At 41.8% G+C, this 22,479-nt stretch carries 27 protein-coding genes; 12 read left to right on the top strand and 15 right to left on the bottom strand.

Features of this window, described 5'->3' with window-relative positions; translation table 11 throughout:
- Positions 1 to 436: 436 nt before the first annotated feature.
- From J5A60_RS00495 to J5A60_RS00450, 10 genes are all read left to right on the top strand, one after another.
- Entirely contained in the window at positions 437 to 664 is a 228-nt protein-coding gene (locus tag J5A60_RS00495; protein WP_080351559.1) for a hypothetical protein, read from the top strand.
- A gap of 1 nt (position 665) precedes the next feature.
- Complete coding sequence (locus J5A60_RS00490) at positions 666 to 1,028, top strand: hypothetical protein (RefSeq protein WP_209363613.1); 363 nt, start codon at positions 666 to 668, stop codon at positions 1,026 to 1,028.
- Positions 1,029 to 1,162: 134 nt separating this feature from the next.
- The gene (locus tag J5A60_RS00485) at positions 1,163 to 1,519 is read left to right on the top strand and encodes a hypothetical protein (RefSeq protein WP_212510223.1); all 357 of its coding nucleotides are present in this window, start codon (positions 1,163 to 1,165) and stop codon (positions 1,517 to 1,519) included.
- Positions 1,520 to 1,629: 110 nt separating this feature from the next.
- On the top strand, positions 1,630 to 1,995 hold the full coding sequence (locus J5A60_RS00480; protein ID WP_249113877.1) for a hypothetical protein: 366 nt from the start codon (positions 1,630 to 1,632) through the stop codon (positions 1,993 to 1,995).
- 559 nt (positions 1,996 to 2,554) lie between these two features.
- Complete coding sequence (locus tag J5A60_RS00475; protein ID WP_212510222.1) at positions 2,555 to 2,854, top strand: hypothetical protein; 300 nt, start codon at positions 2,555 to 2,557, stop codon at positions 2,852 to 2,854.
- A gap of 386 nt (positions 2,855 to 3,240) precedes the next feature.
- Positions 3,241 to 3,414 carry a hypothetical protein gene (locus J5A60_RS09505; protein WP_249113876.1) on the top strand — a complete coding sequence of 58 codons (174 nt, stop codon included), beginning with the start codon at positions 3,241 to 3,243 and terminating at the stop codon, positions 3,412 to 3,414.
- A gap of 291 nt (positions 3,415 to 3,705) precedes the next feature.
- Complete coding sequence (locus J5A60_RS00465) at positions 3,706 to 4,056, top strand: hypothetical protein (RefSeq protein ID WP_105890994.1); 351 nt, start codon at positions 3,706 to 3,708, stop codon at positions 4,054 to 4,056.
- A gap of 117 nt (positions 4,057 to 4,173) precedes the next feature.
- Entirely contained in the window at positions 4,174 to 4,527 is a 354-nt protein-coding gene (locus tag J5A60_RS00460; protein WP_162541233.1) for a hypothetical protein, read from the top strand.
- Positions 4,524 to 4,706 (top strand): hypothetical protein, encoded by a 183-nt coding sequence (locus J5A60_RS00455; RefSeq protein WP_111296865.1) that lies wholly within the window; start codon positions 4,524 to 4,526, stop codon positions 4,704 to 4,706. Before J5A60_RS00460 ends, J5A60_RS00455 begins: the two co-directional genes overlap by 4 nt.
- Positions 4,707 to 5,297: 591 nt before the next feature.
- Positions 5,298 to 6,152: a DUF808 domain-containing protein gene (locus J5A60_RS00450; protein WP_212510221.1), complete on the top strand. Its 855-nt coding sequence runs from the start codon at positions 5,298 to 5,300 to the stop codon at positions 6,150 to 6,152.
- Between the two features lie 76 nt (positions 6,153 to 6,228).
- On the opposite strand, the gene J5A60_RS00445 is transcribed toward J5A60_RS00450, so the two are convergent.
- Positions 6,229 to 7,887 (bottom strand): phospho-sugar mutase, encoded by a 1,659-nt coding sequence (locus tag J5A60_RS00445; RefSeq protein ID WP_212510220.1) that lies wholly within the window; start codon positions 7,885 to 7,887, stop codon positions 6,229 to 6,231.
- A 292-nt stretch (positions 7,888 to 8,179) separates the two neighbouring features.
- Here J5A60_RS00445 and J5A60_RS00440 point away from each other — a divergent pair, with 292 nt between their 5' ends.
- Positions 8,180 to 8,863 carry a 2,3-diphosphoglycerate-dependent phosphoglycerate mutase gene (locus J5A60_RS00440; RefSeq protein WP_048749730.1) on the top strand — a complete coding sequence of 228 codons (684 nt, stop codon included), beginning with the start codon at positions 8,180 to 8,182 and terminating at the stop codon, positions 8,861 to 8,863.
- 79 nt (positions 8,864 to 8,942) lie between these two features.
- On the opposite strand, the gene J5A60_RS00435 is transcribed toward J5A60_RS00440, so the two are convergent.
- The 4 genes from J5A60_RS00435 to hslV all read right to left on the bottom strand — a co-directional run bounded on the left by J5A60_RS00435 (position 8,943) and on the right by hslV (position 12,211).
- Positions 8,943 to 9,437 carry a YfbU family protein gene (locus J5A60_RS00435; RefSeq protein ID WP_109433271.1) on the bottom strand — a complete coding sequence of 165 codons (495 nt, stop codon included), beginning with the start codon at positions 9,435 to 9,437 and terminating at the stop codon, positions 8,943 to 8,945.
- Between the two features lie 13 nt (positions 9,438 to 9,450).
- A complete protein-coding gene (locus J5A60_RS00430) occupies positions 9,451 to 10,194 on the bottom strand; it encodes an MlaA family lipoprotein (protein ID WP_212510219.1) in 744 nt (247 codons plus the stop codon).
- A gap of 137 nt (positions 10,195 to 10,331) precedes the next feature.
- Positions 10,332 to 11,663, bottom strand: coding sequence for an HslU--HslV peptidase ATPase subunit (gene hslU, locus J5A60_RS00425; protein WP_005715625.1), 1,332 nt, complete (start codon positions 11,661 to 11,663; stop codon positions 10,332 to 10,334).
- 20 nt (positions 11,664 to 11,683) lie between these two features.
- The gene (gene hslV, locus J5A60_RS00420) at positions 11,684 to 12,211 is read right to left on the bottom strand and encodes an ATP-dependent protease subunit HslV (RefSeq protein WP_005704683.1); all 528 of its coding nucleotides are present in this window, start codon (positions 12,209 to 12,211) and stop codon (positions 11,684 to 11,686) included.
- A 219-nt stretch (positions 12,212 to 12,430) separates the two neighbouring features.
- Between hslV and aphA the strand changes: the two genes are divergently transcribed.
- The gene (gene aphA / locus J5A60_RS00415; protein WP_005715621.1) at positions 12,431 to 13,138 is read left to right on the top strand and encodes an acid phosphatase AphA; all 708 of its coding nucleotides are present in this window, start codon (positions 12,431 to 12,433) and stop codon (positions 13,136 to 13,138) included.
- 249 nt (positions 13,139 to 13,387) lie between these two features.
- Here aphA and J5A60_RS00410 read toward each other — a convergent pair whose 3' ends face one another.
- The 10 genes from J5A60_RS00410 to J5A60_RS00365 form a co-directional block, all read right to left on the bottom strand.
- A complete protein-coding gene (locus tag J5A60_RS00410; RefSeq protein WP_212510218.1) occupies positions 13,388 to 13,702 on the bottom strand; it encodes a DUF4298 domain-containing protein in 315 nt (104 codons plus the stop codon).
- A gap of 75 nt (positions 13,703 to 13,777) precedes the next feature.
- Positions 13,778 to 15,232: a decarboxylating NADP(+)-dependent phosphogluconate dehydrogenase gene (gnd, locus tag J5A60_RS00405; protein WP_212510217.1), complete on the bottom strand. Its 1,455-nt coding sequence runs from the start codon at positions 15,230 to 15,232 to the stop codon at positions 13,778 to 13,780.
- A gap of 98 nt (positions 15,233 to 15,330) precedes the next feature.
- Entirely contained in the window at positions 15,331 to 15,663 is a 333-nt protein-coding gene (locus tag J5A60_RS00400; protein ID WP_005715611.1) for a hypothetical protein, read from the bottom strand.
- Positions 15,664 to 15,695: 32 nt separating this feature from the next.
- Positions 15,696 to 16,112, bottom strand: a complete 417-nt coding sequence (locus tag J5A60_RS00395) for a hypothetical protein (RefSeq protein ID WP_032822542.1) — start codon at positions 16,110 to 16,112, stop codon at positions 15,696 to 15,698.
- 26 nt (positions 16,113 to 16,138) lie between these two features.
- Positions 16,139 to 16,531 carry a GNAT family N-acetyltransferase gene (locus J5A60_RS00390; RefSeq protein ID WP_212510216.1) on the bottom strand — a complete coding sequence of 131 codons (393 nt, stop codon included), beginning with the start codon at positions 16,529 to 16,531 and terminating at the stop codon, positions 16,139 to 16,141.
- Between the two features lie 33 nt (positions 16,532 to 16,564).
- The gene (gene pgl, locus J5A60_RS00385; RefSeq protein WP_212510215.1) at positions 16,565 to 17,263 is read right to left on the bottom strand and encodes a 6-phosphogluconolactonase; all 699 of its coding nucleotides are present in this window, start codon (positions 17,261 to 17,263) and stop codon (positions 16,565 to 16,567) included.
- 23 nt (positions 17,264 to 17,286) lie between these two features.
- On the bottom strand, positions 17,287 to 18,771 hold the full coding sequence (zwf, locus tag J5A60_RS00380; protein WP_212510214.1) for a glucose-6-phosphate dehydrogenase: 1,485 nt from the start codon (positions 18,769 to 18,771) through the stop codon (positions 17,287 to 17,289).
- A 71-nt stretch (positions 18,772 to 18,842) separates the two neighbouring features.
- Positions 18,843 to 19,661: a 3'(2'),5'-bisphosphate nucleotidase CysQ gene (gene cysQ, locus J5A60_RS00375; RefSeq protein ID WP_212510213.1), complete on the bottom strand. Its 819-nt coding sequence runs from the start codon at positions 19,659 to 19,661 to the stop codon at positions 18,843 to 18,845.
- Between the two features lie 36 nt (positions 19,662 to 19,697).
- Complete coding sequence (locus J5A60_RS00370; RefSeq protein WP_212510212.1) at positions 19,698 to 20,126, bottom strand: hypothetical protein; 429 nt, start codon at positions 20,124 to 20,126, stop codon at positions 19,698 to 19,700.
- Between the two features lie 63 nt (positions 20,127 to 20,189).
- Positions 20,190 to 22,196, bottom strand: a complete 2,007-nt coding sequence (locus J5A60_RS00365) for an OPT family oligopeptide transporter (protein ID WP_212510211.1) — start codon at positions 22,194 to 22,196, stop codon at positions 20,190 to 20,192.
- Positions 22,197 to 22,479 lie beyond the last annotated feature (283 nt).

Genomic DNA, 22,479 nt, shown 5'->3' with positions numbered 1-22,479 from the left:
ATTTCTCCTGTTAAAAAAATGAATTATTTTTCATCATTGCGATCTGTTCCCCGATAAAAAAATATAGCCCATCCCACCAAAACTGCGGTTAAAATCTCCCTCGTTTTTAACCGCACTTTCGTAAATTCCCGTTGACTTCCCATCGCCCTCCTCCCCACAATATGCGCTTGTTTATTTCGTTTTAACACAAGGAAAGAAAATGGCGTTTAGCCCTCCAAAAAAATAGCGCGAATCTCCTTACGCGTGCTTATATCTAACTAAAAATAAACAAACTGAAGTTATTCATGAAAATAGTAAAAATCTTAATCAAACGAAATTAATGTTTTGGACACGCGTCAGAAGACACGCGCCATCGTAGGGGCAAACCGGTAAAGAAAGAACGGCTTCAAATGGTTCAATTCGGATTGAGAATCATGCTAGTGACCCAGTAGGTAGTATGCCGATTTTATTGGGGGGAAATCCTGCAACGACATCTGAAAATAATCTGAATAAAAGCTGGTTACAGCGAACAGCAGATATGTTTAGTGATGAACGTTTATCCGTACATAATTGCCATGGCTTAGGGCAACGACAATGTATTACTGACGGATATAGAACTGGAGGAGATCTTAAAATGGGTAATGAAAGAACTATTTTTGAATTAAATAAAGCGAAGGAGAAATAAAATGAAAATAAGATTTTTATTCTTAATACCCTCAATCTTATTGCTTACAAGCTGTAGTGGATGGTTTCAACCACTTCCACCACATGATCATTGGCGCTTACATAATGCAGATGCATTATTCCCTGAATCAGATCCTAATGTTTTAACTAAATATGTTGATAGAAAAGAAAAAGATATGAAGGATTGCGGTATGGATTATGTGGTAGGAGAAAGTGATAATCCGGAGGTAAATCTTTGTTTAGAGAAAAAAGGTTGGTATCTAGAAGGTGGTCCAATCTGTGAAGAAAAAACAATGTGGAATAGACCTGCATGTATTCAATGGCGAAAAAAACACAGCAAGCCTGATGCTAAGCCTTGGCAGTAATTAAAAAAGGCGCTTAAAAGTGCGGTCAATATTCAAGAGATTTTAGAATTCACTGAATATTGACCGCACTTTTCTAAAGGCAAGATCTGCCGCTAGATAACGCGCGCCATCGTGTGGTGGGGGGGGAAATAAAAATGAAAAAGTTTTTGATGATATCTCTATTATTCCTTCATGGTTGCTATTGGCATAATGGGTGTCTGTATACAGCGCAAATGGTTAATTGCTATATGGATAAAGTGCCATTTTCTTCTATCGCTTATTATCAAAAAATAGATAGTATCGGGCATACTGATATAAATCAGCGCTGGAGAGATGCTGAATTGTGTGGAGCTAAATATGGAGATAGTAATTTATGGAGTGTTATTAAACCCCAAAATTTCCGAAATGAATTTCGTATTTGTATGGAAAGTAAAGGATATCATATATTTGACAGCTCAGAATGTGGTGTAAAAGAACCTAAAAGCTTGAACAAGGGGATATGTAATGAATAGCCTACTAAGTAACAATTGCTATTGCAATACCAGTATCCGCACCATTTGCTTTGTCCGAGTAATGTCATCAGATATGTTTGAAATTTTGATGAAAATAGTAGGTAAATAAAATGAGATACTCCTTATTTTTTCTTTGTTTTATATTAAACGGATGTTGGTATTCAAACGGATGTTTTTATACTCCACAAATGGTTAATTGTGTTGATAAGGGGAAAGAATATCCATTAATTGCAGGGTATCAAAAAAAAGAACTACTAGGACATACAAACTCAAAACAACGATGGAAAGATCTTGTTTCTTGTGGAGGAAAGTATGGTGATATAAATCTACACTACTATCCGCAAAACTATCAAATAAATGACAAAAGATATAAAAATCTTGATGAATGTATGAATACTAAGGGGTATATATATCTTTCTCCCGCTGAATGTGGCTATCAAGATCCTAAGTGGGATAAGGGAAAATGTAACTTGTAACGCATTGAATTTATTATTTAAACAGAGTGCGGTCAAAACTTTGGAAGTTTTTAAATTTTAAAAATAATCTGAAAAATGACCGCGTTTTTTTTTAGAGAAAGAAAATTAATTCGTCAGCAAGGTAGCGTGCGTTAATCTTTGGTTCATACACCTTGCGTTAGTTATGGGGATGGAAATAATGAGAATTTTAGTTATATTCTTTATGAATATTTTTATTCAATCTTGCCTTTCATATTCTTCAGATGAGGCTTGGCATAATCTTAATAAAATGTACAAAGAGGCTAATGGAAAGAAAATATGTATGAAATATAAAGGAAATGTACATGTCATGTATTATTGTGAAAATGAAAACAAAGAACAATAGCAAAGTAGAAAGTAAAAAATACCCTAGATAGCGAGCGTCTCCTGATACGTGCTTGAATCTAACTAAAATAGACAAACTGAATAAAGTTGCTAATGAAAATAGATGAAAAACTGAATAAAACGAAATTGATGCTTTGGGCTCGCGTTGGGAAACGCGCGCCATCGTGGGGGAATTTGAAAAAGTAGGAAAAGAAAGATGAAATTTTTAAGTATTGTTATTATTTCTTGTTTTTTATCAGGATGTTGGACAATGTTTACTTATAGAGAAAGTTATACCATAGATAAAATGGCATACTGGGAACACAGAGAAAGTAAAGTTAAAGCATCAGCAGAATTAAAAAATAAATGTTTTGAAAAAATTCACCATATAGATAACAACCAGGATTTATATGCTAAATGCATATATGAAAATGGTTATATATTTAAAACCAGCAGTTGGCTTTATTGTTATCATAGACCTAAAGATTGTGCTATATATGATAAATATAGGAAGTAAAAACAGTCTAATTGTAGCAAAGCGTGAGCAAACTGAAGTTATTAATAAAAATAGTGAAGACCTGCATCAAACAAAACGGATGTTTTAGGCACGCGTTAGGAAACGCGCGCCATCGTGGCGATATAGAACTGAGGGAGATCTTAAAATGGATAATGAAAGAACTATTTTTGAATTAAATAAAGCGAAGGAGAAATAAAATAAAAATAAGATTTTTATTCTTAATACCCTCAATCTTATTGCTTACAAGCTGTAGTGGATGGTTTCAACCTCTACCGCCATACTATAATTGGCGCCTACATAATGCAGATGCATTATTTCCTGATTCAGATCCTAATGTTTTAACAAAATACCTTGATAGAAGGAAAAAAGATATGAAGGATTGTGGTATGGATTTTGTTACCGGTGAAAGTGATGATCCGGAGGTGAATCTTTGTTTAGAGAAAAAAGGCTGGTATTTAAAAGGCGGACCTGTTTGTGAAAATACACTAATGTGGAATAGACCTGCATGTATTCAATGGCGAAAAAAACACAGCAAGCCTGATGCTAAGCCTTGGCAGTAATTAACAAAGGCGCTTAAAAGTGCGGTCAATTTTCAGTGAATTCTAAAATCTCTTGAATATTGACCGCACTTTTCTAAAGGCAAGATCTGCCACCAGATAGCGCGTCTCCTGACGCGTTCTTGAATCTAACTAAAATAGACAAAACTGAATAAAGTTGTTAATGAAAATAGTAAAAATCTGAATTAAATCAATTTGATGTTTTAAGCGCGCGTTAGGAAACGCGCGCCAGCGTGGGGGATGCAATGTCATCAGATATGTTTGAACTTTTGATGAAAATAGGAGGTAAATAAAATGAGATACTCCTTATTTCTTCTTTGTTTTATATTAAACGGATGTTGGTATTCAAACGGATGTTTTTATACTCCACAAATGGTTAATTGTGTTGATAAAGGCAAATTATGGCCAGCTATAGCACATTATCAAAAGCCTTATAGTATAGGTAAAACTGATCAGCAACAGCGTTGGAAAGATGCTGTTAGCTGTGGTAGTAAATATGGAGATCAAGAACTTTACTACATTAATAAAACTGGTAAATACGAAGAATTTCAATCTTGTATGGAAAGGAAAGGATATAAAAGATTTTGGCCCGCAGAATGCGGTTATAAAAATTCTAAATGGGATAAGGGGATATGTAATGAATAGCCTACTAAGTAACAATTGCAATACCGATATCCGCACCATTTGCTTTATCGGATGCATTTTTATCAGATATGGTAGAAATTTTAATGAAAATAGGTGGTCACTAAAATGAAATATTTTATGTTACTTGTCTATTTGTTTTCCTTAAATGGCTGTTTGTTTTACTGGAAAGATGGGTGTTTTCATTCTCCACAATTAGTGACTTGTGATGAACCTAGAATAGCATTTAGCTCGATTGCATATTATCAAAAAAAGCTTTCTGTCGGTAATACTGATATAGAACAACGTTGGAAAGATGCCTTTTCTTGTGGTTCTAAATATAGAGATAAACATTTATCTAGCATTATATATCCCGTGGATCATAGTTTAATTTTTGATAAGTGCATGATTCAAAAGGGATATGTTATTTTTAGCTCAAATGAATGTGGATTAAAAAGTCCGAAAAGAATGAATAAAGGCTTATGTAATGAATGAAAGATGTCAAGGAATGGGAAACCGGGGGACGCCAACGCCGACTGGTGGATTCGGCCATGAACGTACTGAGTACCGCACTTGCCGGCAGACCGGCAGCGGAAGTAGTGGTTTCGGGCTTATCTTCTATGGTAACCCCCTCGATGGCGCGCGTCTCCCGACGCGTGCTTGTATCTATCTAACAAAAAAATAAACAAACTGAAATTATTAATAAAAATAGTGAAGACCTGCATCAAACAAAACGGATGTTTTAGGCACGCGTTAGGAAACGCGCGCCATCGTGGGAAATATTGGGCCTTCATTTAACACAATAAAATTAAATGATAAAGGGAATAAAAAATGAGAAATTTAATATTGTTATTATTTTTTGTTATCTCTGGGTGCTACATAGATAATGGAGCTCCCCATTCAAATTATTATTGGAAAAAAGATGGAAAAAAACTTAGTTATGAAGACATAATGTATTGCTCCAAAAAAGTGAATGAGAAATCTAGCAAAGTTTATGTTAATCCAAGTTGCTATTATGATTTAGGATACAGGTTTACGGCACCAATATATTGGTGTTTATCATTAGATTCTTCAATAAATAAAGAAGTATGTGAACAATATAAAAAATATAGAAACTAATATAAAAGTAAATACCTCATCCACCAAAAGTGCGGTCAAAAACACGAGAGATTTTGACCGCACTTTCGTAAATTCCCGTTGACTTCCCATCGCCCTCCTCCCCACAATATGCGCTTGTTTATTTCGTTTTAACACAAGGAAAGAAAATGGCGTTTAGCTCATTGTTTACTTTATTGGATGATATTGCATCGTTATTGGATGATGTGTCTGTGATGACCAAAGTGGCTGCCAAGAAAACGGTCGGTGTGGTAGGGGATGATTTGGCGTTGAATGCCAATCAAGTAACCGGCGCCACTGCGGAACGGGAATTGCCGATTGTATGGGCGGTGGCAAAAGGTTCCTTGGTGAATAAGGTGATTTTAATTCCTATCGCACTGTTGTTAGCCGCCTTTTTGCCGGCGCTCATCGTGCCTTTATTAATGCTCGGTGGTGCCTATTTGTGCTTTGAAGGCGTGGAAAAAATTCTGCATAAATTTTTTGCTCATGAACACCATCACGAAAAAAGTGCTTTCGATGAAAAAGCCAAAATTCGTGGTGCCGTGCGTACAGATTTCATTCTTTCTGCCGAAATTATTATTATCGCCTTAGGCGAACTCGCTGAATCACCAATTTCCGTGCAAATCATCGCCCTTTCACTCATTGGAATTGGCATCACCGTTTTCGTTTACGGCATTGTGGCGCTTATCGTCAAAGCCGATGATTTCGGTTTATTTTTAATGCAAAAAGGTGGTATCTCAAGCCATTTCGGTAAAGGCGTTTTATTTTTAATGCCCAAATTTATGCGTTCATTAAGCTTCATTGGCACCCTAGCAATGTTCTTGGTCGGTGGCGGGATTTTCGTGCATAACGTTGAAGCCATTCACCACTTTTTAGGAAATCTTCACCTCGCTGAGGGCGTTTTAGGGCAAATCGCCACACTGGTTACCGGTTTGGCTATAGGCGCAATTTGTTGTTTAGTGATATTGCCATTAATAAAATTGTTTGAGAAAAAAGCGGCATAAATCCACCGCACTTTCCAAAAGAAAACGGTATTCTTAGATAAGAATACCGTTTTTTATTTCTCGTTAGTCGGGCTGATTAGCAATCCTGCTTACCATACGCCTCTTGACGTAAAATCGCGCGAACAGCCGCATCAAATTCCGCCAACACATGATCGGCATTTTTCGGATCTGTACCACGCGCATCAAGATAGAATTTGATTTTCGGTTCAGTACCGGACGGACGCGCAATAAGACGGCTGCCGTTTTCCAAAACGAAGACCAAAATGTCGCTTTGACGGTCGGTTTTGGTGTGATCGATAAATTGTGCCACATTGAAACCACCGATTTGGCTTGGTGGGTTATTGCGAAGTGCGGTCATTAATTTGCCGATTTCAGACAAATCGCTCACACGAATAGAAATTTGTCCGCTCACATAAGCACCAAATTCTTTGGTGAATTCCTCTGCATAATCTGCCAAGGTTTTGCCTTGTTTCTTCAAGCTACGCACTAAATCCAAGAACACGATAGCGGCTGAAATACCGTCTTTATCGCGTACTTTGTCCGGATCCACCAAGTAGCCCAATGCTTCTTCAAAACCAAATAACAAGCCTTGAACTTTACCGATGTATTTGAAGCCGGTAAGGGTTTCTTGGGATTCAAAACCATAACGTTTGGCAATCTCTGCCAGGGCAGGCGAGGAAACAAGGGAACAAGCCAATACGCCTTTTTTACCTTGCGCTTGATATTGTTTCGCCAAATACCAACCTAAGAAGCAACCCACCACGTTGCCGTGCAATGGTTTCCAGTTGCCTTCAGCATCCGGCACTGCCACCGCTAAACGGTCAGCATCCGGGTCATTGGCAATAATAAATTCGGCATTGTTTGCTTTTGCCACTTGAATCGCTAAATCTAACGCGCCTTTTTCTTCAGGGTTAGGGAAGTTCACGGTTGGGAAAGTGCCGTCTGGCCAGACTTGTTCAGCAACGATGTGCGGTTGTGGCAAGCCTGCTTTTGTCAACGTTTTGCTCAACACTTCATAGCCCACGCCGTGCATGGCGGTGTAAACATAGTTAATGTCGGTTTGTGGTTCTTTCGCAAGCGAAGCGGTTTTTGCAATGTAAGCATCCACCACGGTGTCATCTAACACAACGTAATCTTGGCTGCGCGGTAAATCTTTCACACTACCTGCCGCGACTTTATCAATTAACGCCGCAATGTCTTTATCTGCTGGAGAAACGATTTGTCCGCCGCCGTTGGCTTTGCCTAAATAAACTTTATAGCCGTTATCTTCCGGTGGGTTGTGGCTGGCTGTCACCATGACGCCTGCAGTAGTATCAAAATATTGAATAGCATAAGCCAACACCGGGGTTGGTAATTTGCGTGGTAATAAATAGGCTTTAATGCCGGCGCCCGCCATGATTTCAGCCGTGTCGCGTGCAAATACATCGGAGTTTTTACGGCCGTCATAACCAATCACGATGGAAGGCTGTTTGTCATACCCTTTTAAATACTCAGCCAACCCGCCGGCAGCTTGCGCCACCAACACGCGATTCATCCCCATAGAACCGGCTTGCAGGCGACCGCGTAAACCGGCGGTACCGAATTGTAAACGTCCATCAAAACGGGCAGCAAGTTCAGCTTCCGCTTTTGCATCGCCACTTTTTGCCGAGCTTAAAAGTGCGGTTAATTCTGCGTGCGTTTCAGCGTCCGGATCTTGGTTTAACCAATTTTGTGCCATCTCGAAAAGTGCTGACATAGTGACTCCTTGTAACATGAATAATTGAAAAACTCCCTCTAGCCTATCTAAAAACATCTGTGATGGGAACGTTTATTTCCGATTAATTCCCTGTATTTTGATCTATTTCACAGATTCACCGAAAGCAATCGGTTGCCTCTTTTTTATTAAAAAAGACGTGCGAAAAAAACCTCGCGAAAGATGCCCTTTTGACGCAAAAGTGCGGTGGAAAATAAACGAGTTTTTCCTTTATAAAAAAGCGTTTTTTTGCTATAACTGAAGCAGTTTTTTTAATTAATCTAGGAGACTTATTATGGAATTAGTTTTTATTCGTCACGGCTTCAGTGAATGGAATGCAAAAAACTTATTTACCGGTTGGCGCGATGTCAATTTGACCGAGCGCGGCGTGGAAGAAGCCAAAACCGCAGGTCAAAAATTATTGAATGCCGGTTTTGAATTCGACATTGCTTTCACCTCCGTCCTTACTCGTGCGATCAAAACCTGTAATATCGTGTTGGAAGAATCTCACCAATTATGGATTCCACAAGTGAAAAACTGGCGTTTAAATGAACGTCACTATGGTGAACTACAAGGCTTAGACAAAAAAGCCACCGCAGAAAAATACGGTGATGAGCAAGTTCACATTTGGCGCCGTTCTTACGATACATTACCACCATTATTAGATCCGAAAGACCCGAATTCTGCCCACAATGACCGTCGCTACGCACACTTACCGGCTGATGTCATTCCGGATGGCGAAAACTTAAAAGTGACCTTAGAGCGTGTACTTCCATTCTGGGAAGACCAAATCGCACCGGCATTATTAAGCGGTAAACGCGTTTTAGTGGTTGCGCACGGTAACTCTCTACGTGCACTTGCAAAACACATTGAAGGCATTTCCGATGCGGATATCATGGATTTAGAAATCCCAACCGGCCAGCCGTTGGTGTATAAATTAGATGACAACTTAAAAGTGGTTGAAAAATCTTATTTGTAATCCCCAATAAAATTCACCCTAAAAAACAACCGCACTTTAGTGACTGAAGTGCGGTTTATTTTTGCGGTGTTTTTAAAAATTAAGCATTCAAGATATTCTGAATTTCCGCCATGCTTAAATGATATTCATGAGGGCACGCTTTCCACGCATCGATCATGCGGGAATATTTGTCTCTCATTGGCGTTTGGGAATCGCAACCGTGTTCGCAACGCATAAATTCCTGATATTTTCCTTCCACGCTTGTGATGAAACGGAGATAGTTAAGGTATTTTTTCTCACGCACGGCGCAGTAACCAACGAACTGTAATCGGTGTTCGCTCAATTCGGATTTATCACTCAAATTGTTATAGGAAATTTGCAACGCTTTATACATTTCCAACGTATCCAATACCGTGCGGCATTCTTCTTCCGAAATCACCGAAAACTCGTTATCCAACTCACGCAATTCCAAGCTAAATCCACCTTTCACAATAGTTTCTAGACGTTGGTATTTTGCCGCATTGGTCGGGTCTAATAACGCCATTAATTTATATTGGTTAACTAAAATTAAACGTTGGGTAGATGACATTTCCATAACCGCTCTCCTATTAATCAATTTGGTTGAGAATATCGTTTGATAAAACCGGATCCGCTTTTTTCTCTTTATCGCCGTTGATGCGTTGTTCCAAACGTTGGAAATAAGCTTCACGGAAAGTAAGATACGGGTCTTGTGCCTGATCTAATAGCGCCTCTTTATCCATCAATTTCGCGCGCGTATCAATGCCTTGCAAACCGGCTTTTAAGAAACCCCAAGGGCCAAGTAAGGAAAGCATTGGATAGGTCGTGTCCGCCAGATTACCAATGTCTTGGCGCGGCGTTGCTGCACCATATAACGGCAACATCACATAAGGACCGGTTCCGACACCATAGCGTCCTAATGTATCACCAAAACGATTATCGCCTTGTTTTTTCAACGGGTCGCTATAACTTGCCACATCAATTAAACCGCCCAAACCGAAAATCGTGTTAATCCAGAAACGGTTAAAATGAATGAGTGCCTGCTTAAAATCCCCTTGAATCAAACGGTTGGCAAAACTTGCCGGCTCATCAAGATTATCCGCCACATTGATGACACCGGTACGCACCGGGCTTGGCACATAGTTTTTCCAACCTTTCGCCAAGGGTTTTAACACATAAGGGTCAGCAACGTGATAGTTGAAATCCCACATTTTACGGTTAAACCCTTCCAAGGCGTCTTTACGTTCGCCGGTTTGTGGATCGATGGAAGAGGAACATCCGGTTAATAACACGGAGCCTAATAGTAAGGCGACAAGGCATTTTTTTATCTGCATAATGACACTCAAGCTGATGAAAAGATGGGCTCATTGTAAACAACTTACCCTACAACTACAAAAACTTTCTAAAAACCCACCGCACTTAAGAAAACAAAAGGCACGATGTTTATCGTGCCTTCATAACAAAGAAAAAATTACAGAATGAAACGGCTTAAATCTTCATTCTCAATCACCTCACCCAAGGCTTCGGTGACATATGCGGCATCAATGTTCACGGTTTGACCGTCCATGTCGCTGGCATTGAAGGAGATTTTATCCATTAAGCGCTCCATCACCGTATGCAAACGGCGGGCACCGATATTTTCGGTTTTTTCGTTGACACGAAATGCCGCTTCGGCGATTTTCTTAATAGCATCTTGTGTGAATTCAATATTCACCCCTTCCGTTGCCATTAAGGCTTTGTATTGCTCGGTTAAAGAGGCGTTCGGCTCAGTCAGAATACGCTCAAAATCCTCCGCCGTCAGTGCAGAAAGCTCCACGCGAATCGGCAAACGGCCTTGCAATTCCGGAATTAAATCTGATGGGCGCGCCACTTGGAACGCACCGGAAGCGATAAACAAGATGTGATCGGTTTTCACCATACCGTGTTTGGTGTTGACGGTTGAACCTTCCACCAGCGGCAATAAATCGCGTTGCACGCCCTCACGGGAGACATCCGCGCCACTGTATTCGCCTTTTTTACAAATTTTATCGATTTCGTCGATAAACACGATGCCGTTTTGCTCCACCGCATCAATGGCTTTTTGTTTCAATTCTTCCGGGTTCACCAATTTCGCCGCTTCATCGTCAATTAAGGTTTTTAGCGCATCCTTAATTTTCATTTTGCGTTTTTTAGTTTGGCTACCGGAAAGGTTCTCAAACATGGATTGTAATTGACTGGTCATGTCTTCCATGCCAGGAGGAGCCATGATTTCCACGCCCATGGATACACCGGCCACATCGATTTCCACTTCTTTATCGTCTAACTGACCTTCGCGTAGTTTCTTACGGAAAATCTGACGGGTGTTGCTTTGACTATCGCGGTTTTCCACTTCCCCCCATTGGTTCTTCGCCGCAGGCAATAAGGCATCTAAAATTCGCTCTTCTGCCGCTTCTTCCGCTTTAGCACGATTTTTGACGATTTCCTGTTGGCGTACCAACTTCATGGCGCTGTCAGTTAAATCGCGAATAATGGAATCCACTTCTTTGCCCACATAACCCACTTCGGTAAATTTGGTGGCTTCTACTTTAATGAACGGCGCATTGGCTAATTTTGCCAAACGGCGGGCAATTTCGGTTTTCCCCACGCCGGTCGGCCCAATCATAAGAATATTTTTTGGGGTCACTTCATGGCGCATTGGCTCTTGCAGCTGCATTCTGCGCCAACGGTTTCTTAGGGCAATCGCCACTGCGCGCTTAGCGTCGCTTTGACCGATAATATGTTGATCTAATTCAGAAACTATTTCACGAGGCGTCATTTCAGACATGGTTTATTCCTTATAAATTTTTAATTCGGCAATTCTTCAATAGTGAAATTGGTATTGGTAAACACACAAATTTCACCGGCAATTTTGAGAGATTTTTCTACAATTTCACGCGCCGATAATTCCGTGTTTTCCACCAACGCACGGGCGGCAGATAAAGCGTAGTTGCCACCGGAACCGATAGCAAGAATCTGATCTTCTTCCGGTTGTACTACATCGCCGATACCGGTAATGATCAGGCTTTCTTTTTCATCCGCCACAATTAGCATCGCTTCCAATTTACGCAACGCACGGTCGGTGCGCCAATCTTTCGCCAATTCCACCGCACTTTTCAGTAAATGCCCTTGGTGCATTTCTAATTTACGTTCAAAAAGCTCAAATAATGTAAAGGCATCTGCCGTGCCGCCCGCAAAACCTGCCAACACTTTGCCGTTATACAAACGACGCACTTTGCGCGCGTTACCTTTCATCACCGTATTGCCAAGGGAAACCTGTCCGTCACCGCCGACAACTACTTTGCCGTTGCGACGTACACTTACAATCGTAGTCATAATGCTATCCTTTAAAAATGGAAAATGTGGAGGTTATATTGAGGTAATTTAGGGGGAATTCAAGGGGGAAAATAATATTGGTCATTTATTCACCAATCACATAATAAAAATGTGATCACGGTCAGAATTTTGTATAGCAAACGATTGCTTGAAATTGCGTAATAGAACAAAAAAGGTAGGATTGCCGCCGGTATATTCACAATCTCATCAGGAGTCACAATGAAAAATCTTGTTAAACTTTCTCTTGTCGCCCTTTTAACCGCGGCAGCAATTCCCGCCATGGCGGCCAAAACCGAACCTTACACCAATCAAGGTACCAATGCCCGTGAAATGCTCGTGGAACAACCAATCCACTGGATTTCCGTTGAGCAACTGAAAAAAGAATTGGAAGGTAAAGCACCGATCAATGTAAGTTTTGATATTGACGATACCGTGCTATTCAGTAGTCCTTGTTTTTACCATGGGCAACAAAAATATTCTCCGGGTAAGCATGATTACTTAAAAAACCAAGATTTCTGGAATGAAGTGAATGCCGGTTGTGACCAATATTCCATTCCAAAACAAATTGCCATAGATTTAATTAATATGCACCAAGCCCGTGGCGACCAAATTTATTTCATCACTGGACGCACTGCCGGCGATAAAGATGGCGTTACCCCAGTATTACAAAAAGCCTTCAATATTAAAGACATGCACCCGGTTGAATTCATGGGCGGACGTGAGCTTACCACCAAATACAACAAAACCCCTGGCATTATCGAACACAAAGTTACTATTCACTACGGCGACAGTGACGACGATATTCTTGCCGCCAAAGAAGCCGGCGTTCGTGGCATCCGCCTCATGCGCGCTGCTAACTCCACTTACCAACCAATGCCAACCCTTGGTGGATATGGTGAAGAAGTATTAATTAACTCAAGCTATTAATTTTTAAAAACACATAAAAAATAGACCGCACTTTGAAATGCTCAAAGTGCGGTCTGTTTTTATAATGAATTTCAGCTTGGGTTAGAAGCGAATTTCAACGGAGGCGGCGAAGTTTCTACCCGGTTGGTAATAACGCTCTAGGCCAGGATAAACCCCATAGGTTGAATAGTACTAGATTATAAAAATAAAAAATGAGGAGAAAAATAGATCTACTTGAGAATAATTTGCATTTTTATGATCTGGTACGACTTATTTATTATCTAAAATCCGACTGATTAATTTCAGCCATTGCACTGCCAATTCGCGCTGCATAACGCTCGCATTAAACACCGGATCTTCGCCCAATACACCGCAAGGCAAATCAGGTGGAATTTCGCCTTGTTCATAGGCGGCATAATCCTCACGCCAGTCACCGTCAAAATAATAGCGTTCCAACGTTTCCATTTTCGGCAGAAACGTCTGCCATTTTTCCAAAAATGCTTCAGCTTCCGCTAAAAAATCATTGGCTTCGTTCAGAATGCCTTCCATTTTTGTGATTTGCTCTAAACGGGCTTTCGATAACATACGATCTCCAAAACATTCAAAAAAATGACCGCACTCTCATTTAAAGTGCGGTCCATTTACAGCGTGTTTTACAAATTACACATCATACGTGGTGGATGCGGTATTGCCGCCGCGCCCCGTCCAGTTGGTGTGGAAGAATTCGCCGCGTGGTTTATCGGTGCGTTCGTAAGTGTGCGCGCCGAAGTAGTCACGCTGCGCTTGCAACAGATTTGCCGGCAAGCGGGCTGAGGTGTAGCCGTCTAAGAAGGTAATCGCAGACGCCATACATGGCATTGGAATGCCCACTTCGATAGATTTTGCTACCACTTTGCGCCATTCGCCCATGGCATTTTCTAAAATGCCTTTGAAGTAGCTGTCGGAACCTAAGAAGATTAAATCTGGGTTCGCTTCATACGCATCACGAATGTTGCCTAAGAAACGGCTGCGAATAATACAACCTTCGCGCCATAACAAGGCAGTGTTGCCGTAGTTGATGTTCCAGTTGAAGTTTTCAGACGCTTCACGAATCAACATAAAGCCTTGTGCGTAAGAAATGATTTTTGACGCTAATAGCGCTTTGCGCACCGCTTCAATCCATTCTTTTTTATCGCCTTCCACTTTGCCTACGGTTTTGCCGAATAATTGGCTTGCGGCAATGCGTTGATCTTTAAAAGCAGATACGCAACGTGCAAACACGGATTCAGTAATTAAGGTCAACGGAATACCGAAATCAAGGGCATTGATCCCCGTCCATTTACCGGTGCCTTTTTGCCCTGCGGTGTCTAAAATTTTATCTACTAAGCGGTTACCGTCTTCATCTTTATAGCCAAGGATATCGGCGGTGATGTCGATTAAGTAGCTGTCTAATTCGGTGTTGCGCCATGCGTTGAAAGTGGCTTCCAATTCATCATCAGACAAGCCCACGCCCTCTTTTAAGAACTGATAGGCTTCGCAAATTAATTGCATATCGCCGTATTCAATACCGTTATGCACCATTTTCACGAAATGGCCTGCGCCATCTTTGCCCACCCAGTCACAGCACGCTTCTCCTTTGTCGGTTTTGGCTGAAATCGCTTGTAATACCGGTTTCACGAATGGCCATGCTTCTTCGTTACCACCCGGCATAATAGATGGTCCGTGGCGCGCGCCCTCTTCACCGCCGGAAACGCCGGTGCCGATAAAGCGAATGCCTTTTTCACGCAACGCCGCCACACGACGGTTGGTGTCCGGATAGTTTGAGTTACCACCATCAATAATGATGTCGCCTTCTTCTAAGTGCGGTAGCAATGCATCAATAAATTGATCCACCACCTCACCCGCACGCACCATTAACATCACTTTGCGCGGTTTTTCTAATTTAGCGGCCAAATCTTCCAAAGAATAAGCACCGATAATGTTCGTGCCTTTTGCCGCACCTTGTAAAAATTCATCCACTTTGGATGTGGTACGGTTATACGCCACCACTTTAAATCCGTGGTCGTTCATATTTAAAATGAGGTTCTGCCCCATTACGGCTAAGCCGATAACACCGATGTCGCCTTTTACTGACATTGTTTTCTCCTGTTTGTGAGGTACAGATGCACCTATCATTTAGTATTTATTGTAAAGTATAAGAAGCTTGTTTCAGATATTCTATAGCAAAACTTCTTTTAAATTTCTCTAATTAAAGAGCTGCCTTGCTCTAACGTGTCTAGCCACTGCCATTTTTCATGACCGACGAGTTTACTTTCTTCTAAAGAAAATGTTGTACAACAACGACCCAGACGATTTTCTAGAGATTGATTTAAATGTTGATACGTAAATTCAATTTGAGTATCGTTAATCCATTTCCCAATTAAAAAACCTTTTAAAATTTCACCACCACCATATTCAGCCCAAATCATTTTACCTTGTTGATGATAATAAAATTCTGTTTGGCTACTCACTTCACCATTTGCGGTGTTTTCAACAGCAACAAATTTTTTATTATCTAAATTCAACATTAAAGTCACTCCGCATCTAATGTATCTATATCTTATTTTTGCATAATGTAATGCATTTCTACATTTTTCGCTTTTGCGGCTTTTTCTAGATCTGCTTTATCGCTTTGACTATCTCCAACAAGGTATAAAGATACATCCTTGCCGACCTTTTCTGCATTATTTAGTCCATACATAGCAACTGCTTTATTCACAGATTGACTGTTCCCTGCAATTCCGATGTGTAAATTATCTGTAGCTAAAAGAGATACGAGTCGTTTTCCTGAAGTACCACCTGCGGTTCTAATCGTTGCTACAAGCATTCCATTTGAAACTGGGTTTCCTGCTTCTGGAACTTGAAGCATTACTGAGCGATTATCTTTTGGCATTTGTGCCGCTAACTGATCTAAAGATGGACCAGATGAACAAGCAAATAACAAAGTTGAAGTAAGTAGTACAAACAGCTTTTTCATTTTTGTCTCCATATCATTCTAATAAATTAACTCTTCGTCCATGCACTCATGTGCTGTGTAAATCCAATATGCGGATAGTAATCCACCGCTTGCGGGGCGGATAACAGCACGATTTTGGCTTGTGGATGTAAGGCTTGTTTAGTGTGTTCGATTAACTGTAAACCAATACCTTGTTTTTGATATTGTTCGTCCACCGCCAAATCAGACAAATAACAACAATAGGCAAAATCCGTCACCGAACGGGCGACACCCACCAATAACTCACCATCCCAAGCTGTCACCAATAAATCGGCATGATGTAACATCGCCGCCACACGTTTTTCATCCTCTAACGGACGGCGTGCGCCTAAGGTACTTTTATTGAGTAGCTCAATAAATTGTTCTACTGAAATAGGAAAATTGGTTTTGTATTCGATCATGTCTTTAAGCCTACTATGCCTAATCGCAATCCGCTATAGCAACTTCGCCGCCGCTTTATCCAAATACCACTCCGTCACGCCGTTTTTCGCCTGAATTTTAGCTGCTGGGTAAGGCAGATTTTCCGCTGGTGTGGTTTGAATTTCTTTGAGGATTTCCGCTTTGCCTTCGCCTGTCACCAAATAAGTAATACGTTTCGCTTGTTCAATTAATTTGGCGGTTTTGGAAATGCGGAGCTGTCCGCTTTCCGGATGTTTAGCGATCACTGCGAGGTTTTCATCCGCAAAATTGGCTTGATTCGGGAACAAAGAAGCCGTGTGCCCGTCTGCGCCCATGCCGAGGATAATCCAATCAAAAACGCCGTCAGGAATGACCGCACTTAATTCTTCTTGAAAGCGTTTAAGCTCTAAGTGCGGTTCGTTTTCGCCACGAATTCGGTGAATGTTTTCTGCCGGAATATTGATGTAGTCGAACAACAGTTTTTGTACTTCGCCGTAATTACTTTCCGAATCAGATGGCGGCACCATACGATCATCGCCCCACCAGAAATGAAGGTTTTTCCAGTTAACGGCATCTGCATAAGGCGCTTGTGCCAAGGTTTTAAACAATAATTTTGGTGTAGAACCGCCGGACAAGGAAATGTGCACCGGGTGATTTACTTGACTATAAATCACAAATTCTAGGGCGATTTTTTCCACCGCGTGTTGAGCAGTAGGGAAAGTAATATAGTTCATTATTTTTCCGTAGAGTGACTAAATTAAACTTTTTTCTTCATCAAACCACTCGGTTTGCGCCATACTTTGCCTTCTTTGGCAATCAGTTTATCGGCGGCTATCGGGCCCCAACTGCCGGCTTCGTAGTCATACACGCGACCGCCTTGAGCTTTGTAATCCAAAATCGGTTGCACGAATTTCCAAGCGGCGTGTACGGCATCAGTACGGGCAAATAAGGTCGCATCGCCTTTCATGGCATCAAGCAATAAACGCTCGTATGCAGTCATCACCGTGGCACCCGCTAAATCCGCATAGCGGAAATCCATGGAAACTTCTTTTGCTTCAAAGCCTGCGCCCGGTTTTTTCAAGCCGAAACGCATGGAAATAGCTTCATCCGGCTGAATACGGATAATCAATTTATTTTCCGGTGCATTTTGACTGAACACCGGGTGCGGTGTGGTTTTGAAATGAATCACGATTTCAGTGACGCGTGCCGGTAAACGTTTGCCGGTACGCACATAAAACGGCACGCCTGCCCAACGCCAGTTTTCAATTTCACAACGCAATGCCATGTAGGTTTCCGTACGGGAGTCTGCCGGCACGCCTTTTTCTTCCAAATAGCCTTTCGCCATTTTGCCGTTAATTTCTGCAGCCGTGTATTGTCCGAGCACCAAATGATGCTCCATGTCTTCATGGGTTAAAGGACGTAAGCAGTGCAACACTTTCGCCACTTCATCACGCATGGAGTCCGCATTGATAATCGCCGGTGGCTCCATTGCCACCATCGCCAACACTTGCAGTAAATGGTTTTGGAACATATCGCGCATTGCACCGGAACCGTCGTAATAGCCACCACGGTCTTCTACGCCAATGGATTCGGCACCGGTAATTTCCACATACTCAATAAAATTGCGGTTCCAAAGCGGCTCAAACCAACCATTAGAAAAACGCAACACAAGCAGGTTTTGTACGGTTTCTTTACCAAGATAATGGTCGATACGATAAATTTGGTGTTCCTCAAAGAAGCGGTGAATTTGAACGTCCAACGCTTCCGCCGTTTTGCGATCATAACCAAACGGTTTTTCCACAATGAGACGTTTCCAACCATTCTCTTCTTTGTTTAAACCATGTTCGGCTAAACATTCCGGAATCACGCCGTATAAACTTGGTGGGGTGGATAAATAATATAAGGTGTTGCCGTTGGTTTTATAGTTTTCATGCAAGGCATCCAAGCGCGGAATCAATTTGGCATAATCCGCTTTGTCTGAGGTGTTAACGGCTTGGTAATATAAGTGGCGACAAAATTGTTCTAAACATTCGCCTTCCGCGCCTTCGTGTTCAATTAGCGTTTGACGCATTTTTTCACGGAAAGAATCGTCATTTAATTCAGTACGCGCCACACCCAAAACGGAGAAATCATCGCCCAACCGATCAATTTTATAAAGGTCATACAACGCCGGAATAAGTTTACGATAGGTCAAATCTCCGGATGCGCCGAAGATAACGATACAACAGTTTTCTGTTTTCATTTGGTTACCACATTAATGTTACGATTTAATAAATGCGTCGTATGATAAGGAAAATCATCCGGCATTTCTAATCACTCTGATAAATCGGAGCGAAAGATATTATCCCATGGAAAATCTCTCGTCGCCCCCATCAAAAAGTTTGGATTAACGAAAGATTCTCGTTGATTGTAGGTCAGCGGTTGATAATTTAAGTCAAAAACCACTCCGCCCATTTCCGCCAGCAAAATCTCTGCGACGGCCGTATCCCACTCACCGGTGCGACCTAAGCGAATATAGCAATCGCATACACCATCGGCGACCAACATGCTTTTTAAGCTACTGGAACCGCAGATGTGAAATGCATAATCAAAATTCGGGCTTAAAATCGACCGCACTTTTTCCGCCGTTGTTGCGGAACCGACGGCAATGCGCAAAGGTCGGTCTAACGCAATGTCACGGAATGGCAATTTACAGGGTTTTCCCTCTTGCAGCTTATAGGCGCCAAATCCTTTCATAGCGTAATAGGTATAGCCCAATATCGGCGCATGAATCACGCCCAACACCGGTTGATGATTTTTCACTAAGCTAATGAGCACGGAAAATTGATCGGTGCGATTAATAAATTGTTGCGTGCCATCAAGAGGGTCAATTAACCAATAAGACTCCCACGCCTGCCGCTCCGCAAGGGGAATGTTGCAATTTTCTTCTGACAAAATAGGAAGATGCGGTGTAAGTGCGGTCAGTTTTTCCGTTAAAAATTGACTGACAAACAAATCCGCTTCCGTCACCGGTGTGTTGTCTGCTTTGATTTGAACAGACACCGAATGTTGATAAAAACGACGTAAATGTTCGCCCGCTTGCTGGGCGATATGAATCACATCCTGTAATAAATGCGTTGTGAGAATTGGCATAGTCTTCCCTCCTATGTTCTCAATCCAAGTCGCAATTTATCTCGTTTTCGGCAACAACAAAGGCAACACGAGAACCGAATACAGTGCCATACCAAAGCTGAGCAAAAATGCCATATCAATGCCGCCGCCATGCAACCACACGCCAAAGGTCATAGCAGGTTGGGTTAGCGTCATATAAATAAAACTCGCGATGTTCCCATAACAAAAGGCAATAGTCAGAGAAATTAACACGATCGCCACCACGTTATAACGCGTATAGCGATAAATCTTTACCCATAACGCAATCAACAGCGCCGGCACGGTTGCCACGATAAATGTGGCTAACAAACTAAATAGCACGACATCCGCTGTGGTGAATAATTCATCTGTGTTGTCATCAACGTAAATGCTCACGAGCGTGCCAATAATTTGAGCAAGCAAAGGAAATAAAACGAGTGCTTTTAGGTATGGAAATTTAGACGGCATAAGAATTCCTGAGTAAAAAAATAGGCTATCAAAAGACAGCCTATTGTAGAGGAATTTTAGCGATTACGCAGATTTTTTTGCACGTAATACACGCAAGGTGAAAATGGTCACACCGGCAATAAATACGGCTAAACCAAGTACTTCACCAATCGTACCCCAGTTTTCCAAATTCAAGGCCAATGGCGCTTCAGAACCACCGGAGGTAACGGAGGCGGCAATAATAAAGGCTAATACAACGCCCATTAAGCTTTCGCCTACAATCAAGCCCGCGGCGAACAAGGTACCAAAACGCTCTGCTCGTTTGTTCACGTCTTTGTCGCTGCTACGCGCTGCATATTTGGTGATATGGCGATTAATTAACCACGCCAAGAATGCCCCGGTGACAACCGGCATATTAATAGAAGGTGGTAAGTAGATACCAATCCCCACAGCCAATACCGGTAAAGCAAAGGCTTTGTTGCTCATTTTTTTCAAGAAACTGTCAATAATAATTAACACCGCACCTAGACCTACACCGGTTAAGATGTAAGTCCACTCTAATTTATTAGAGAAAATCCCTTGTGAAATGGTAGTCATTAACGTTGCTTGCGGTGCAGATAACGCTTGTGAAGGGTCCATATCCGCACGCGGTAACGCGCCGGTGAAACCGTAAGCGTGGTAAAGGATTTCCAATACCGGCGCAATCACTAATGCACCCACGAAACAACCGATAATTAACGCCACCTGTTGACGCCAAGGCGTCGCTTCGACTAATAAACCGGTTTTTAAATCTTGTAGGTTATCGTTAGAAATGGTCGCTGTCGTTAACACGATAGACGCGGTAAACAAGGTAAGTGCGGTCAAGAATTTCTGTCCATCCGCCGTTTCAAATAAACCGGAAGCATTGCCGATAGAAAACAATACTAAAGAAATCACGATCACGGAAATGATCCCGATACCGGAAATTGGACTAGAGGAAGAACCCACAAGCCCCGCCATGTAACCGGAGGCTGCCGCCACGAAGAAACCGATAAATACTGCCAAGAAAGTACAAACGACCACTAACAATAATGCCAATTCCGGAGAAATCGGTGCGGCAGCGATAAAGTGATGTAAGGAAACCACGATTAACGCCACAGCGGCAATTAAAATGTAAATCATGGTTTTTGGTGAAAGGTCGATATCAATACGATGTTCAGACGCACCTTGTGTGCCTTTCAACATACGGAAAGAATGCACCATACCTTGCACCATTGGTTTCATCAGAATCAATAACGTCCAAATAGCCGCAATCCCGATTGTTCCCACACCGATAAAACGTACTTTCGTTTTCCACATGCTCATGGCATAACTCACGATAGTTCCATCAGTTGGCATATCACCGGACATGGTAAAGAACGGTACTGCTAAGCCCCAAGCTAAGAAGGTACCCAACAAAATCGCAATACCGCCCACGATACCGATTAAGTAACCGGCGCCTAATAAGGCTAGAGAAAAGCCCATCGGCAGTTGGAAGATGGCTTTGCCGCCTGGTCCGGTAAACCACGCGCTGGCACCATCTGCCATCAAACGCAAACCGTTGGTTAAGAAAGCCACGACGCTGGCAAAAATACCGCCATAAGCAATATCTTTCACACCGCTGTCTGCATCAGAATTGTTACCGGCTTTTAAAATTTCTGCCGCTGCAACGCCTTCCGGATAAGGTAAATCGCTGTTTACGACCATCGCGCGACGTAATGGAATCGTGAACAACACGCCCAATGTACCACCCGCAGCACAAATCAACATGGTTTGCCAGAACGGGAAGTCTTGCCAGTAGCCCATCATCAACAAGCCCGGCAACACGAAAATTACAGAAGAAAGTGTACCCGCAGAAGACGCTTGGGTTTGCACCATGTTGTTTTCCAAGATGCTGGAATCCTTGAAGAATTTCAGTACCGCCATGGAAATAACTGCCGCCGGAATCGACGACGCAAACGTCATCCCGACTTTCAGACCCAAATAAACGTTAGATGCGGTAAACAACACCGTAATCAACGCCCCAAGGAACATGCCTCGGAAGGTCAACTCTTTTAAGTTTGTAGATTGCATAACACATTACCTATCTTTTAAATAAAAAAACGTTGCCACCTTGACAAAAAAGCGGTGAATAATCAAGTTTCATTCAATTTATTTTTGCTTAAATTGAATTTTATTTAAATATCAGCCATATTTTTAAACTATTTATAATCCTATAACCTATTCAATAGTAAAACTGCCCTCTACCCAACATTGCTATAATCTTAAATCCATCTGATTTAGTCTCAATTATAAAAAATAGCGAGTCTCATCAAGTTATTTATTCTTCATATCCTATATAGTTCGCCGAGCCTAT

It is taken from the genome of Aggregatibacter sp. oral taxon 513, from assembly GCF_018128305.1.
GTDB classification, from domain to species: Bacteria; Pseudomonadota; Gammaproteobacteria; order Enterobacterales; family Pasteurellaceae; genus Aggregatibacter; species Aggregatibacter segnis_A.
Note: the sequence above shows the minus strand (reverse complement) of the source record. Positions and strands in the feature narration are given on the sequence as shown.